Genomic DNA, 14,827 nt, shown 5'->3' on the forward strand with positions numbered 1-14,827 from the left:
ATTATTCCGCCGCGTCCTCGACGGCGACCAGCTTCGTCAGCGGGCGCGCGGCCTGTTCCCCGACCGGCAGCGTTTCGATCGACTTGTTGCCGGTGTCGATGTTGAGCAACTCGAAACGCCGGGCGCTGGTCAGCACCTGGCTCTCCAGACTACCGACGAAGCTGTTGTACGCGCCCATCGCGGTGTCGAGGTTCTTGCCGAGCCGCGCGACATGGCCGCCCATCACCGCGAGCCGCTGGTAGAGTTCCTTGCCGAGCGCCCCGATTTCCTGCGCCTCGCGCGCCAATTTCTCCTGCCGCCACACCGCCGAGACGGTGCGCGCGATCGCGATCAGGTTCGTCGGGGTGGCGAGCAGCACGCGGCGCTCGAACGCGTAATCCCACAGCGTCGCATCATATTCGAGCGCGGCGGAGAGGAAATGCTCGCCGGGGACGAACATCACGACATATTCGGGCGCGTCGTCGAACTGCGTCCAATAAGCCTTGGCCCCCAATGCGTTGACGTGCGCGCGCATCGACGCGGCATGCGCGGCGAGTCCCAGCTGGCGTTCGGCTTCATCGACCGCGCCGAACGCATCCTGATAGGCGTTGAGCGACACCTTGGCGTCGACGATCAGCGACTTGCCGCCGGGGACGCGAACGATCGCGTCGGGGCGCAGCCTAGCGCCTTCCTCGCCAGCGACGCTCACCTCCATGCGGAAGTCGGTATGTTCGGCAAGACCGCATGATTCCAGCACGTTGCGAAGCTGCTGCTCGCCCCAGCGCCCGCGCGCCTTGGGGGCGTTGCGGAGCGCGTTGACCAGCTTGGCCGCTTCGCCGGAGACACGCTCCTGCCCGACGCGCATCGCCTCAATCTGCCCACGCAACTCACCGAAAGCGTCGCGCCGCTCGGCCTCGATCTTGGCGACGCCCTCTTCGTAGCGGAGCAGGCGGTCGTTGACCGGCTGGAGCAAGGCGCGCAGCCCCTGCCCCGATTGCTCCTCGGCCTGACGAAAGCGCGCCTCGGCGCGTTCGAGAAATTGCTTCTGCGCGTCGCCCAGCGCGTTTTGCGCGACCTCGCGGAAGCGCAGGCTCATCTCGTCAGCGGCGGCGCGCAGGTCGGCGATGCGCTGCTCGGCGGCGCGGCCTTCCGCTTCGAGCCGCGAGACCTGCAACCGCGCCGCCTCGCGCTCGTCGCGCGCCTGCGTCAGTTCGGTGCGGAGCGCCTCGGCCGCCCGGGCGCGTTCCTCCGCGCCGGCCAGATCGGTGATCGCGCGCTTGAACTGCTCGACCTGCGCGTCACGCTCCTGCCGGAAAGCAGCGGCCTCACGCTTGCCGGCGAGCCAGCCGAGCAGGGCACCGAGCGCGAGTGCCAGGAGAGCGACGAGGATGTATTCGACCATCGGCGGAACATAGATCGAACGAGGTGGCGGCGACAACCGTTAATTGGCGCCCGACCCGCCCGCGGATCAGCTGCGACGAAGCTTGTCGAGCTTCTTGAGCAGCATCCCGCGCTTCAACCGCGAAATGTGATCGATGAACAGCACGCCGTTCAGATGATCGATCTCATGCTGCATACATGTAGACATAAGGCCGTCGAACTCGGCCTCCTGCCGCGCACCGTCGGTGTCGAGCCAGGCGACCCGGCAGCGCGTCGGGCGTGTCACTTCGGCATATTGCTCGGGGATCGAGAGGCAGCCCTCGTTGTACCTCGAGGTTTCCTCGCTGAGCCACGTAAGTTCCGGGTTGATGAACGCGCGCGGGTCGCGTGCCGCCTCGCGGGGCTCGCCTTCTTCCAACTCGCGCTCCTGAAGGTCGATGACGACGATCCGCTGCATGATGCCGACCTGTACCGCCGCAAGCCCGATGCCGTGTGCGTCATACATGGTGTCGAACATGTCGGCGACTGTCGCGCGCACGGCGTCGTTCACTTCCGCAACGGGTTCAGCGGTTTCGCGCAAGCGCGCGTCGGGGACTTCTACGATCGGGAGAATGGCCATGGCGCGGCGCTATAAGCGCGTCGCCGGCCCGTCAAGCGACCGGGCGGCGCGCCCGCAGCGCCTGCGCGAGCGTTCCTTCGTCGAGATAATCCAGCTCGCCGCCAACCGGCAGGCCGTGCGCGAGCTGCGTGAGCCGGACGGGATAGCGGTCCAGCCGCTCGGCGAGATAATGGGCGGTGGTCTGGCCTTCGAGCGTTGCGTTCATCGCCAGCACGACCTCGTCGACCGCCCCGTCGGCAACGCGCGCGATCAGCCCCTCGATCGCTAGATCCTCCGGACGAACCCCTTCCAGCGCCGACAAGCGCCCGCCAAGCACATGGAAACGGCCGGGAAAAAGGCGTCCACGCTCCAGCGCCCATAGGTCGCTGACATCCTCGACCACGCACAGGCTGCGCGGATCGCGGCGCGGGTCGGCGCAGATCTGGCACGGATCGCTGGTATCGACGTTCCCGCAATTACCGCAGGTTGCGAGCCGTTCCTCAACCGCGATCAGCGCCGCGCGCAACGGCGCTAGCGACGCCTCGCGACGCTTGAGCAGGTGGAGCACCGCCCGTCGCGCCGAACGGGGACCGAAACCGGGAAGCCGCGCCAGCGCGCTCGTCAGCGCCTCGATCTCGGGGGATGCCATGCGGAACAGATAGGGGGTTGCACCGCGCGCCGCCAGCGTGTCGAGAGGGGCGATGCGGATCATCTTCATGGGAACCCCGGCGTTCGCAGTGCCGACGCTGGAGGCTTTGGTCGCGGACGGGCACGATGTGGTCGCGGCGTACAGCCAGCCGCCGCGCCCCGGCGGTCGGCGCGGGCGTGAGCTGGTGCGCTCGCCCGTACATGTTCGTGCGGAAGAGCTGGGTGTTCCGGTGCATACCCCGGTTACGTTGCGCGACTCCGAAGCGCAGGCAGCGTTCGCGGCGCACGCAGCGGATGTCGCGGTGGTTGCGGCCTATGGGCTGATCCTGCCGCGCGCGGTGCTCGATGCGCCGCGGCTTGGATGCCTCAACGTCCATGGGTCGCTGTTGCCGCGCTGGCGGGGAGCGGCGCCGGTGCAGCGTGCGATCCTTGCCAGTGACGCCGAAACCGGGGTCGGGATCATGCAGATGGAGGCGGGACTTGATACCGGGCCGGTGCGGCTGGAAGGACGGACGCCGATCGGTCGCAAGAACGCCGGGCAACTCACGGACGAGCTATCGATGATGGGCGCGCGCTTGATGGTTCAAGTCTTGCGTGAACCCGACGCCTACCCGCCCGTCGCGCAGCCGGAGACTGGCATCACCTATGCCGAGAAGATCCGCAAGGAAGAGGCCCGGATCAACTTCGGCCAGGACGCCGCGCAGGTCGTGCGGCAGATCGCGGCCTTCTGTCCGGTGCCGGGTGGCTTCTTCGAACATCAGGGGGAACGGGTGAAGGTGCTCGAAGCCGAGCTGGCGGAGGGGCATGGGTCGCCCGGCGAGGTGGTCGACGAAGCGATGACGATCACCTGCGCAACGGGCGCGATCCGCCCGGTACGTGTACAACGCGCAGGGCGCGGCGTGATGAGCGTCGAGGAATTGTTGCGCGGCTTCCCGATCCCGGCCGGGACGCGGTTGTGACGCGCTATGCGCTGACCGTCGAGTTCGACGGGCGGCCGTTCATGGGCTGGCAGCGGCAGGCGCATGGCCCGAGCGTCCAGCAGGCGATCGAGGAAGCGGCGCTGGCAGTGACCGGCGAACAGGTCGTGGTGCATTGTGCCGGGCGAACCGATGCCGGCGTCCATGGTTTGGCGATGTGCGCGCATCTCGACATCGCCAAGCCGATCGGCGCGTTTCGGCTGAGCGAAGCCCTCAACGCGCGACTGCGTCCCGCGCCGGTGGCGATCCTCAACTGCGTCGAGGTGGATGAAGATTTTCACGCGCGATTTTCGTGCCTTGCGCGCGCTTATGAATATCGCATCGTCAATCGCCGCCCGCCGCTGACCTTCGAAAAAGGGCTGGCGTGGCAACTTCCGCAACCGCTCGACGCGCGCGCGATGCACGATGCGGCACAGCTATTGGTCGGCGCGCACGACTTCACCACGTTTCGCTCGGCGCATTGCCAGTCGGCGAGCCCGCTCAAGTCGATCGACTGGATGGCGGTGACGCGCGACGACGACCGGGTGACCGTGCGGGTGGAGGCGCGGTCGTTCCTCCACCATCAGGTGCGTTCGATGGTGGGGTGCCTCGCGCTGGTCGGGATGGGACGGTGGTCGAAAGACGATCTCGGCGACGCGTTGCGGGCCGCCGACCGGGGTCGGCTGGGCCTCAACGCGCCGCCCGACGGGCTGTTCTTCGTGAAGGCGCTCTATGCAGGCGACCGGCTGAAGCGCGACGCCAGTTCGATGTGCGTCGACCAGCGGAATTGACCGACCGCCTGCACCCAGTCGAGCGTGTAGCCGGCTTTGCACAATTCCTGTGCATCACGCGCGAAGCTGCTGGGACTACATGAAATATACCCGATAGTCGCGACCTTCGACGCGGCGAGTTGCAACACCTGCTCGCGGGCACCGGCACGCGGCGGATCGAGGACGATCGCGTCGAAGCGGTCCAGCTCCGCGCTGGTCAACGGACGGCGGAACAGGTCGCGATGCTCGGTGAACACCGGACGCTGCGCCCGCCCGGCCGCGGCCTTGAGCGCCATGATCGCATCGCGCGCCCCTTCGGCGGCGTAGACGCGCGCATCGAGAGACAAGGCAAAGGTGCCGAGACCGGCGAACAGGTCGGCGACGATCCGAGCGCCCTGCACTGCCTCGAGCGTGGCGGCGACCAGTGCCGCCTCACCCTCGACCGTCGCCTGAAGGAAGGCGCCTGGCGGGAGCGGCACCGCGACATCGCCGAGCGTGATCGTCACCGGCTCTGGCTCCCAGCGGGTTTCCGGCCCCATGCCGTCGTCGAACGCGATCCGCGCGACGCGGTGCGCCTGTGCCAATGCGGTAAGCGCGTCGTGATGCGCGAGACCTTCGGGCGCGACGCCCTTCACGAGCACGTCGACACCCTGATCGGCAAGGGTCAGATGAACGTCCAGGCGACGCTTCGCTTTGAAGCTTGGGAGCAGCCGCTTGAGCGGGCGGACCAGCGCGAACAGCTCGGGTGCGAGCACATGGCATTCATGCAGATCGACGATCTGATGGCTGCGCTCTGCGGTGAAGCCGATCCGGCCGGACGGCTCCATGTGCAGCGTGGCGCGGCGGCGGGTGCGCGGCGGCGACAATAACGGCGGACGGATCGGCGCACGCACGCCATGCGCCTCCAATGCCCCTGCAATGCGATCGGTGATGAACCCGGCCCAGGCGATATCGTCTAAGTGCTGAAGCTGGCAGCCGCCGCATTCTGGATAATGGCGGCACGGCGGATCGAGATGGTGCGGGCCGCGGACGATCGTTCCATCGGCGGCGAGCGTGTCGCCGGGAGCGGCCAAAGGGATGTGCCGACCGTCATCAGCGATGCCTTCGCCACGCGCCGCGACCCGGACGATGGTGGTCATGCGCGTGCTCCCGACAGGGCCGTTGCGAGTTCGTCGGCGATGAACGCGGGTCCGAGCCGCCGCGCCGCCTCGGCGTGGAGCCATACTCCGGCCGCGGCGGCGTCGAGCTGCGCGTGGCCGCCTGCGAGCATCGCGGCGATCGCACCGGCGAGGACGTCGCCGGTGCCGGCGGTCGATAGCCATGAGGTCGCTTCACCGGCCATGATCGCCTGACCGTCGGGCGCGGCAATGACAGTGGCTGGTCCCTTGAAGACGACGATGGCCTGCGCGCGTACGGCGGCGTCGCGCGCCGCGGCGAGTTTGTTTCCGGTGGGTGCCCCGAACAAGGCAGCGAATTCGCCGGCGTGCGGGGTGAGGATCAGCGGCGCATTGCGCTCGGCGAGCCGCTCGGGGCTGATCAGATGGAGTGCGTCGCCGTCGATCACCAGCGGATGGTCGGTGGCGAGCGCCTGATCGAGCAGCGCGCGCGCTTCGTCGTTGCGGCCGAGGCCGGGCCCAATCAACAGCGCGGTGATGCGCGGGTCGGCGAGCGCTTCCGCGTCGCAGCGGCGGCGGACCAGCGCGTGCGGCGCGCCGGGGATAGTCGCGCCGAGCAGTTCGACGTATCCCGCGCCTGCGTGCATCGCCGCGCGGGCCGCGAGCTGCGCCGCCCCGGCCATCCGCCCCCGAACGACCGCGACCATGCCGCGCGTGAACTTGTGCGCATCCATGGGTGGCGCGGCGAAATCCGGACGTGCGAGGGCGTGCACTGCGCTTTCGGTTCCGACGCCGATCGGGATCATGCGCACGACGCCGCACCGCGCAGCGGCGGGCTGGAGCAGATGCGCGGGCTTGGCAGCGCCGAGCGCGAGCGTGGCGTGGAACGCGGGGACGTCGCCGAGCAATGCACCGTCATCGGTCGAGACGCCGCTGGGGAGGTCGACCGCAATGGCGAGGTTCGCCTTTGCGACCAGCCGCCCGAGCGCGTCGCTGGTGTCGCTGTCGAGCGCGCGCGACAGGCCGGTGCCGAACAGCGCATCGACCAGCACCGGTGCAGGTGAGACCGTCGTGAGCGGCTCGACCGCGCCCGTCCATAACGCGCGCGCGGCGATCGCGGCGGGGGTATGCGGTTCGGCGGAGGCGGCGACGCGGACCATCCGCCCGGCGGCGTGCAGGCGGGCGGCGGCGACATAGCCATCGCCGCCATTGTTGCCGGGACCGCACAAGATCAACACTTCATTGACGCCCGCAAGCCGCCGGACGGCATCGGCGATCCCTGCCCCGGCGCGCTGCATCAGCGTATCGACACTGATGCCGGTGGCGATGACGGCTGCTTCCGCCGCGCGCATCTCGGCGGCGGTGAGCACGGGGGTTCCGGCGATCGGGATCATCACCGGTGCCTACCGCCTGATGACGCCGGAGTGAAGCGGTTCGTTGAGATGGATGGCACGCCTGCTCGCAAACCAGCCGAACCTGACGTCGCGCCTGTCATCGAAGCAATCCATCGCGGCGCCACCCGACAATGGATTGCTTCGCTGCATCCGCAGCCTCAAATATCTGCGTAGACGTGCCGCTCCGTCTTCGCGCCGGGGTGCGTCACCGCGCCCTTGTAGGCCGGACCGACATTCTGGGCGTAGCGCCACAAGGCACCCGCGCCATAATCGTTTTGGCGCGCCTGCCACCGGGCGCGGCGGTCGCCGAGCACCGCCTCGTCGACGAGCAGGTCGATCGTCCCTGCTTCGGCGTCGATGCGGATCGGGTCGCCGTCCTCGACGAGCGCGATCGGGCCGCCTTCGGCTGCCTCCGGCCCGACATGGCCGATGCAGAAACCGCGCGTCCCGCCCGAGAAGCGACCGTCGGTGATCAGCGCGACCTTCTCGCCCATGCCGAGGCCGTAGAGCGCCGCGGTGGTGGAGAGCATCTCGCGCATCCCCGGCCCGCCCTTGGGACCCTCGTAGCGGATGACGATGACCTCGCCCTCGTTGATTTGGCGTGCCTCGACCGCAGCGAAGGCGTCCTCCTCGCAGTCGAAACAGCGCGCCGGCCCTTCGAACTGCAGGCGGTGCATCCCCGCGACCTTGACGATCGCGCCATCGGGGGCGAGCGACCCGCGCAGCCCGACGACGCCGCCGGTCGGTGTGATCGGGGTCGAGACGTCGTAGATCACCTTCTGGTCGGGGTTCCACGTCACCTCGTCGATGTTCTCGCCGAGCGTCTTGCCGGTAACGGTCAGGCACTCGCCGTCGAGCAACCCGCCGGCCAGCATCGTCTTCATCAGCATGTAGACGCCGCCGGCCTCGTACATGTCCTTGGCGACATACTTCCCGCCCGGCTTCAGGTCGGCGATGTAAGGCGTCGACTTGAAGGCTTCGGCGACATCGAACAGGTCGAACTCGATCCCGGCCTCGCTCGCCATCGCGGGCAGGTGGAGCGCGGCGTTGGTCGACCCGCCGGTCGCCGCCACGACGCGCGCGGCGTTGATGAACGCGCTGCGCGTGCAGATATCGCGCGGACGCAGGTTGCGCGCGACCAGCTCCATCACCTGCGCGCCCGCGGCGACGGCGATCTGCTCGCGCGTCGTATAGGGTGCGGGGACCATGTTGCTGTTGGGAAGCGACAGGCCGATCGCCTCGCCGACACACGCCATCGTGTTGGCGGTGAACTGGCCGCCGCAGGCGCCGTGGCCGGGGCACGCGACCTTCTCCAGCTCGTGCACCTCGGACAACGGACACGCGCCGGCGGCATATTTGCCGACCACCTCGAACACGTCGACTACGGTCACGTCGCGGTCGTGAAAGCGGCCGGGGAGGATCGAGCCGCCATAGACGAAGATCGACGGCACATTGAGCCGCAGCATCGCCATCATCATCCCGGGCAGCGATTTGTCGCACCCCGCGAAGCCGACCAGCGCGTCATAGCAATGGCCGCGAACCGACAGCTCGACCGAGTCGGCGATCACCTCGCGGCTGACCAGCGAGGATTTCATCCCCTGATGCCCCATCGCGATCCCGTCGGTGACCGTGATCGTGTTGAAGCGGCGCGGCATCCCACCGCCCTGCTCCACACCGCGGCGCGAGGCGTCGGCCTGCGCGTTCAGCGTGGTGTTGCACGGCGCGCTGTCGTTACCGGCGGAGGCGAGCGCGACGAACGGGCGCGCGATCTCCTCCTCGGTGAGGCCCATCGCATAATAATAGCTGCGGTGCGGCGCGCGTTCGGGGCCGACCGACACGTGGCGGCTCGGCAGGCGGGACTTGTCGAAGGTCTGGGTCATGATGCGCACGCCTATGTCGCCGAAGGCGGGCGTTGCGCAAGTATTATGCGTCAGGCCAGCTCGCTAAGCGCCTTGTCGACGCCATCGATCGTGAACGGCTTGGCGAGGCGCGGCCGCTCGCGGTGGGTCGCGGCGATCTCGTCGCCGCCGCCACCGGTAGCGAAGACGAACGGGATGTTGCGTTCGGCAAGCGCGTCGGCGATCGCGAAGCTCTTCTCACCACCGCGCAGGTTGACGTCGAGGATCGCGGCGTCGAACCCGCCCGCCTCCACCAACGGCAGCGCCGCGGCGACGCTGTCGGCGGTCCCGGCATGAGTCTTGTCGAGCGCGTCGAGGAAATCCTCGAGCATCATCGCAATCAACGGTTCGTCTTCGACCAAAAGCACACGCATCGTCATGGCGAAATGCCATAGCGCGCTCTCGCGCGCACGCAACCGCTCTCACGTGTCCGTTACGATACAGAAACATCTCGATTTCAGGCGGCTGTTCACGCCTGAGGCCGGGATGCCTCATCCTGTGCGACCAGCACGTCTCGGGTCGCCTCCGCCAGCTGCTGCACCGAAAACGGCTTGGGCAGGAAAGCGACGTTGTCGAGGTCGATCGAGCGGCGCAATTGCTCCTCGGCATAGCCGGACATGAACAGGATCGGGATCCCCGGATGGATCTTGCGGAGTTGCCGCGCGAGCGTGGGGCCATCCATCAACGGCATCATCACGTCGGAGATGACCAACGTCGGCCTGTCGACGCCTTGCATCAACTCCATCGCCGCCTCGCCGTTTTCCGCCGCAAGCACGGTATAGCCCTGTCGCGCCAGCGCCCGCTCGGCGACCGCGCGAACCATGTCCTCGTCCTCGACCAGCAGGATCGTCCCGCTGCCCCACAGGTCGCCCGAGCGGTGCCGGGCGGCCTGTTTAGCCTGTGCCGCGACGGTCACCGCATCGGGGACGCCGGCGGTATGGACCGGCAGATAGATGGTGAAGGTCGCGCCGCGTCCAGGACGGGGTCGGCGAAGATGAAGCCGCCGGATTGCTTGACGATGCCGTAGACGGTCGACAGCCCGAGCCCGGTGCCCTTGCCCACCTCCTTGGTGGTGAAGAACGGCTCGAAGATCTTCGGCAACACCTCCGGCGGGATGCCGGTGCCGGTGTCGGATATTTCCAGCGCCGTATAATCGCCGTTGGGAATGATGTCGCCACGCCGGCGGGTCTCGCCGATCGGCACCGAGCGGGTCTGGATCGTCAGCTTGCCGCTGGTGCCGGTGCTGAGCATCGCGTCGCGCGCGTTGACCGCCAGGTTGACGACCACCTGCTCGAGCTGTCCCGGATCGGCACGTACGGCGCCGAGATCGCGGCCGTGCTTGACCTCCATCGTCACGGTTTCGCCCATCAGCCGGCGCAACAGGTTCGACACTTCGGAGACGACGTCGGGCAGCTGCAACACCTGCGGCCGCAGCGTCTGCTGGCGCGAGAAGGCGAGCAATTGCCGGGTCAGGCTCGCCGCACGGTTCGAATTGGCGCGGATCTGCTGGATATCGTCATAATCGCTGTCGCCCGGCGAGTGGCGCATCAGCATCAGATCGCAATGCCCGATGATCGCGGTCAGGATGTTGTTGAAGTCGTGGGCGACGCCGCCTGCCAGCTGGCCGACCGCCTGCATCTTGGTCGCCTGCGCCACCTCGCGCTTCAACCGGTTCTCCTCGCCATTGTCCTTGAGGCTCAACAGCACCGCCGCATCGCCGAGCCCACGGGCAGCGGCGATCGACAAGGCGACCGGATCGTCGGGATGCCCCTTCAACCGCACCGCCAGATCGGTCGAGCGCGCCGCCGTGCTCGCGAAACGACGGATCGCATCGGCGACCGCGCTCTTGTCCTCGCGCACGACGAGGTCGCCGGGGTAGATCGGCGGCACGCCGGCGTTGACGTTCGCCGCGCGAGCGAACGCACTGTTCATCTGGAGGAAGCGTCCCTCGCGATCGACAAGCGCGACACCGAACGGCATCAGCATCAGCAACGCCTCGATCCCGTCGCCCGATGCGCCGCCGATCGACGGATCGCTGTCGACCAGCGCGACGAGGATCGCCGCCTCAGGATCGTCGGAGAGGGGGATCTGAATAAGTCTCAGCGGGGTGGCCGCGCCTCCCTCCGCGACGAAGCGGACCAGCCCCGCATCGTCTTCTGCAAGGAAAGCGGCGAGATCCTCGCCGATGATCGGCCGATCCGCAGACGGCGAGGCGCGTGTCTGAAGCACCGCGTTCGCCGAGATGACGTAACCCTCGGCGGTGATGAGCGCCGCCATGACGCCCGCCGCGCCAAGCTGCGCGCCGAGCACGCCGTTGAGCGCCTCCATCAATCGTGCGGGCAGCCCCGGCGAAACCGCGCGGCCCGCGAAGCGCCAGATCAGCACATCCTGTTGCTGACCCGCCCGCACGATCGTCGCCTCGATCACCCCGACCGCACCTTTGAGCGCGACATGCGCCTTTCCATCGCGCCACGCGGTGCGCCCCGCTACCTCCAGCTCGCCTGCGCCGTCGCCGGCCAGCGGCAGCGACGGCGGGGTCGGGAAGCCGGCGAACATCTGCTCATATTGATCGTTCGCGCACACCAACCGCCCGCTGCGGTCGGTGATCGCGACACCGTCCGGGCTCGCCTCCGCCATGACGCGCAGCAATTCCCAATCATAGCTGACCATTACCGCCGCATCGGTCGCACGCCGCAGCCGGACGACCGCGGCAGCCGCCCCGGCGAGCACCAGCGCCGTTGCGAGAAAGCCGCCCGCGACCAGCGGATCGCCCACCAGCCACAGGATCAACGCGGCGGCGGCCATCCCGGCAACGCCGGCAATCGCCAGCGCGGCGACTCCGCCGTCGAGCCACCGCCGTTCCTTCTCGATCGTCGCGAGCCGCATCACCGTCGTTCAGCCGATCACCAGATCCGCACCCGCGCATTGGGCGCGAGGTACAGCTTCTGGCCCGGCTGCGGATTATAGGCCGAGTACCACGGATCCATGTTGCGGACGATATTGCCGCGCTGCTCGGACGGTGCGTGGGGGTCGGTGAGCAGACGCTGGCGCAGATTGGCCTCGCGATAGTTGCGGCGCCACACCTGCGCCCAGCCGAGATAGAAACGCTGGTCGCCGGTGAAGCCGTCGATCAACGGCGCGGGCTTGCCCCCCAGCGTCGCGACATAGGCGTCGTGTGCGGCGGCGAGCCCGGCGAGGTCGGCGCTATTCTCGCCGAGGGTCAGCTCGCCCTTCACATGCATCCCTGGCAGCGGCTTATAGGCGTCGTACTGCTTGACCAGCCGCTCGCTAAGCGCCTTGAACTTCTGCACGTCGCCATCGGTCCACCATTGCGTCAGCCGCCCCTTGGCGTCGTATTTCGCGCCCTGATCGTCGAAATGGTGGCTGATCTCATGCCCGATCACCGCGCCGATCCCGCCGTAATTGACCGCCGGGTCGGCCTTGGGATCGAAGAACGGCGGCTGGAGGATCGCCGCCGGGAAGGTGATCGCGACCAGACCGAAATTGGCCTGCGCGTTCACCGTCATCGGCGCCATGCCCCATTCCCAGCGATAGATCGGCTTGCCGAGCTTGGTGACGTTGTAATCGTGCCGCCACTGATTGGCGCGCAGCATGTTGCCGAACGCGTCGTTGGCGCGAACGTCGAGGTTCGAATAATCGCGCCACTGCTCGGGATAACCGATCCGCGGGGTGAAGGCGGCAAGCTTGGCGAGTGCCTTTTGCTTGGTCTCCGGCGCCATCCAGTCGAGCTTCTCGACGCGCTTGCCGAGCGCGGCGAGCACGTTCTTGACCATCTCGTCCGCCGCCGCCTTGGTTTCGGGCGGGAAATAGCGCGCGACATAGACCTTGCTGACCTCATCGGTCAGCGCCTCGGAGGTGAAGCTCACGCCGCGCTTCCACCGCTCACGCTGCTGCGGGGTGCCGCTCAGCACGGTTCCGTTGAACGCGAAGCTCTCGGCATCGATCGCTTTCGGCAGTACGTCGGCGAAGCCGTCGAGGCTGCGCACCAGCAACTGATCACGCAGCACCGCGATGGGCGTGGCGGCGATCAGCTTCGCGGTGCCCGCGATCGCGGTCGGCTGCGCGACGATCAGCGTTGGCGCGCTCGCCTTCTCGGCCTTGAGGAAGCCCGCGAAGTCGAAGCCCGGCGCGCTCTGCCGCAACTGCTCCAGCGTCATCTTGTTATAGGTCTTGTCCGCGTCGCGGCTGTCGATGCGGGTCCAGTGCACACGCGCCAGCTCGGTCTCGAACGCCACGAGCGCGGCGGCACGCGCCTCGCCGTTCGCTTCACCGGCGAGCGTCAGCAGCTTGGCCAGATGTGCCTGATAGGCGGCCTTGGTCTGCATCAGCTTGGCGTCGGTCGACAGGTAATAATCGCGGTCGGGCATCCCCAGCCCGTTCTGCATCAGGTTGACCGCATAGGTGTCCGGGTCCTTGTCGTCCTGCCCGACGTACAGGCCGAACGGGATGTCGACGCCGTTGCGATCCGCTTCGGCGAGCAAGGCGGGGTAACCGGCCTTGTCGACCTTGCGGATCTTGGCCAGCCACGGCTGGACCGGCTTCAGTCCGGCATTCTCGATCGCGCCGGTATCGAGGAAAGCGGCATAAGCGGTGCCGATCTTCGAGCGCGGATCACCCTTGGCGGCCTCGAGGATCGACCGCGTGCGCTCACGCGACAGGTCCTGCAGCACGTTGAAGGCGCCATAGTTCGACTCGTCGGCGGGGATCGCGGTGTTCTTCGCCCAGGTGCCGTTGGCGAAGCCGTAGAAGTCGTCGCCCGGCTGCACGCCACGGTCCATGCCCGCGGCGTCGAAGCCGAAGGTGCCGTACGTGGGGCGGTCGGCGGCAGGTGTCGGCGCAGGTGCGGGCTGCTGCGCGGATTGCGCGATCAATGCGGCGGGGATGAGCGCCAGAAGCGAAGAAACGGTGATGGTGACCAAACGCATTTACCAGGCATCCTTCGGGAAAGCCGCTGAATGCAGGTTTTGTAACCAGCCGTGACCGTCTGCGCTAGTTACCGTGGTGACGGTGCCGCCATTTGCGCGCGATCCACAGCCGCCACAAGAGCGCCGCCAGCCCGTAACCGAGCAGCGCGCCGATCACCGAGCAGACCACCATTCCCACCGCGGTGGCGGGACCGGCGTCCTGCAAGAGCCAGTCGATCCAGCCCGGCGCGGCCTGCACGGCATCGCCCAGCGGTTGTCCGGGCACCGAGCGATCGAGGTGGAGCAACCAGTTACCGACCTTATAGTACATCACGAACAGCAATGGCGTGGTCAGCGGATTGGTGAAGAAAGTGGTGAGCGCCGCCGCCGGCACGTTGGCGCGCAGCGGCAGCGCGAGCACCGCCGAGGCCGGGATCTGACCGAGCGGGATCAGGATACCGGTAAACATCCCCAGCGCCACGCCGCGCGGCACGGAGCGTCGCGTGAACCGCCACAGCTCAGGCGCGAGTACGCGATGCGCGACCGGGCGCAGCACGCGACTGTTCGCCATCGACTCGCGTGTCGGCAGGTTGCGGCGGCTCCACGCCGCGACGCGCTCCCACAGGGTCACCGGCCGCGTCGCCACGGTCAGCCGTGGTCGCGCAGGATGCGACCGGCTTCGCGTTTCCAGTCGCGTTCCTTGATATGTTCGCGCTTGTCGTGCGCTTTCCGTCCCTTGGCGAGTGCCAGTTCCACCTTCGCGCGTCCCTGCCCGTTGAAGTAGATCATCAACGGCACCAGCGTCATGCCGTCCCGCGCGACCGCGCCGTGCAGCTTGTTTATTTCACGCTCGTGAAGCAGCAGTTTACGGGGCCGCTTGGGTTCGTGATTGAAGCGGTTGCCGTGGCTGAATTCGGGGATGTTCGAATTGACCAGCCACACCTCGTCGCCCTTCACCTCGGCATAGCTTTCCGCGATCGAACCCTCGCCGAAGCGCAGCGACTTCACCTCGGTGCCGGTAAGCACGATCCCCGCCTCATAGGTGGTGTCGACCGCGTAATCGAAACGGGCGCGGCGATTTTCGGCGACGATCTTCTTCTTGTCGAAGGTGGTGGGTTTGGGACGCGACATGCGCGCGATGTAGGCGCGACCGACGCAGGGGGC

The 14,827-nt window shown here is 67.8% G+C and carries 12 protein-coding genes and 1 pseudogene; 2 read left to right on the plus strand and 11 right to left on the minus strand.

Annotation, left to right across the window (positions count from 1 at the left end):
- Nucleotide 1: 1 nt before the first annotated feature.
- The 3 genes from QP166_RS08325 to recR all read right to left on the minus strand — a co-directional run bounded on the left by QP166_RS08325 (nt 2) and on the right by recR (nt 2,606).
- Nucleotides 2-1,381 carry a DNA recombination protein RmuC gene (locus QP166_RS08325; protein WP_333915490.1) on the minus strand — a complete coding sequence of 460 codons (1,380 nt, stop codon included), beginning with the start codon at nt 1,379-1,381 and terminating at the stop codon, nt 2-4.
- Nucleotides 1,382-1,447: 66 nt separating this feature from the next.
- A complete protein-coding gene (gene def / locus QP166_RS08330; RefSeq protein WP_333915491.1) occupies nt 1,448-1,978 on the minus strand; it encodes a peptide deformylase in 531 nt (176 codons plus the stop codon).
- A 31-nt stretch (nt 1,979-2,009) separates the two neighbouring features.
- A complete protein-coding gene (gene recR / locus QP166_RS08335) occupies nt 2,010-2,606 on the minus strand; it encodes a recombination mediator RecR (RefSeq protein ID WP_333917298.1) in 597 nt (198 codons plus the stop codon).
- A gap of 52 nt (nt 2,607-2,658) precedes the next feature.
- Between recR and fmt the strand changes: the two genes are divergently transcribed.
- Together fmt and truA are read left to right on the plus strand one after the other, a co-directional pair.
- Nucleotides 2,659-3,564 carry a methionyl-tRNA formyltransferase gene (gene fmt / locus QP166_RS08340; RefSeq protein WP_333915492.1) on the plus strand — a complete coding sequence of 302 codons (906 nt, stop codon included), beginning with the start codon at nt 2,659-2,661 and terminating at the stop codon, nt 3,562-3,564.
- On the plus strand, nt 3,561-4,352 hold the full coding sequence (truA, locus tag QP166_RS08345; protein WP_333915493.1) for a tRNA pseudouridine(38-40) synthase TruA: 792 nt from the start codon (nt 3,561-3,563) through the stop codon (nt 4,350-4,352). Before fmt ends, truA begins: the two co-directional genes overlap by 4 nt.
- Here truA and QP166_RS08350 read toward each other — a convergent pair.
- The 8 genes and pseudogenes from QP166_RS08350 to smpB form a co-directional block, all read right to left on the minus strand.
- Nucleotides 4,292-5,470: a class I SAM-dependent RNA methyltransferase gene (locus QP166_RS08350; RefSeq protein WP_333915494.1), complete on the minus strand. Its 1,179-nt coding sequence runs from the start codon at nt 5,468-5,470 to the stop codon at nt 4,292-4,294. The two genes, truA and QP166_RS08350, sit on opposite strands and share 61 nt — an antisense overlap.
- Complete coding sequence (locus QP166_RS08355; RefSeq protein WP_333915495.1) at nt 5,467-6,840, minus strand: NAD(P)H-hydrate dehydratase; 1,374 nt, start codon at nt 6,838-6,840, stop codon at nt 5,467-5,469. Before QP166_RS08355 ends, QP166_RS08350 begins: the two co-directional genes overlap by 4 nt.
- A 158-nt stretch (nt 6,841-6,998) precedes the next feature.
- Complete coding sequence (gene ilvD / locus QP166_RS08360) at nt 6,999-8,720, minus strand: dihydroxy-acid dehydratase (protein WP_333915496.1); 1,722 nt, start codon at nt 8,718-8,720, stop codon at nt 6,999-7,001.
- A gap of 50 nt (nt 8,721-8,770) precedes the next feature.
- The gene (locus tag QP166_RS08365) at nt 8,771-9,118 is read right to left on the minus strand and encodes a response regulator (RefSeq protein WP_333915497.1); all 348 of its coding nucleotides are present in this window, start codon (nt 9,116-9,118) and stop codon (nt 8,771-8,773) included.
- An 89-nt stretch (nt 9,119-9,207) separates the two neighbouring features.
- A pseudogene (locus QP166_RS08370) lies at nt 9,208-11,624 on the minus strand (response regulator).
- Nucleotides 11,625-11,641: 17 nt separating this feature from the next.
- Nucleotides 11,642-13,684, minus strand: a complete 2,043-nt coding sequence (locus QP166_RS08375; RefSeq protein WP_333915498.1) for a M13 family metallopeptidase — start codon at nt 13,682-13,684, stop codon at nt 11,642-11,644.
- A gap of 64 nt (nt 13,685-13,748) precedes the next feature.
- Entirely contained in the window at nt 13,749-14,288 is a 540-nt protein-coding gene (locus QP166_RS08380) for a DUF2062 domain-containing protein (RefSeq protein ID WP_333917299.1), read from the minus strand.
- Nucleotides 14,289-14,311: 23 nt separating this feature from the next.
- Nucleotides 14,312-14,794 (minus strand): SsrA-binding protein SmpB, encoded by a 483-nt coding sequence (gene smpB, locus QP166_RS08385; protein WP_333915499.1) that lies wholly within the window; start codon nt 14,792-14,794, stop codon nt 14,312-14,314.
- Nucleotides 14,795-14,827 lie beyond the last annotated feature (33 nt).

Origin of the sequence: Sphingomonas sp. LR60 (assembly GCF_036855935.1) — a bacterium.
Lineage (GTDB): Bacteria > Pseudomonadota > Alphaproteobacteria > Sphingomonadales > Sphingomonadaceae > Sphingomonas.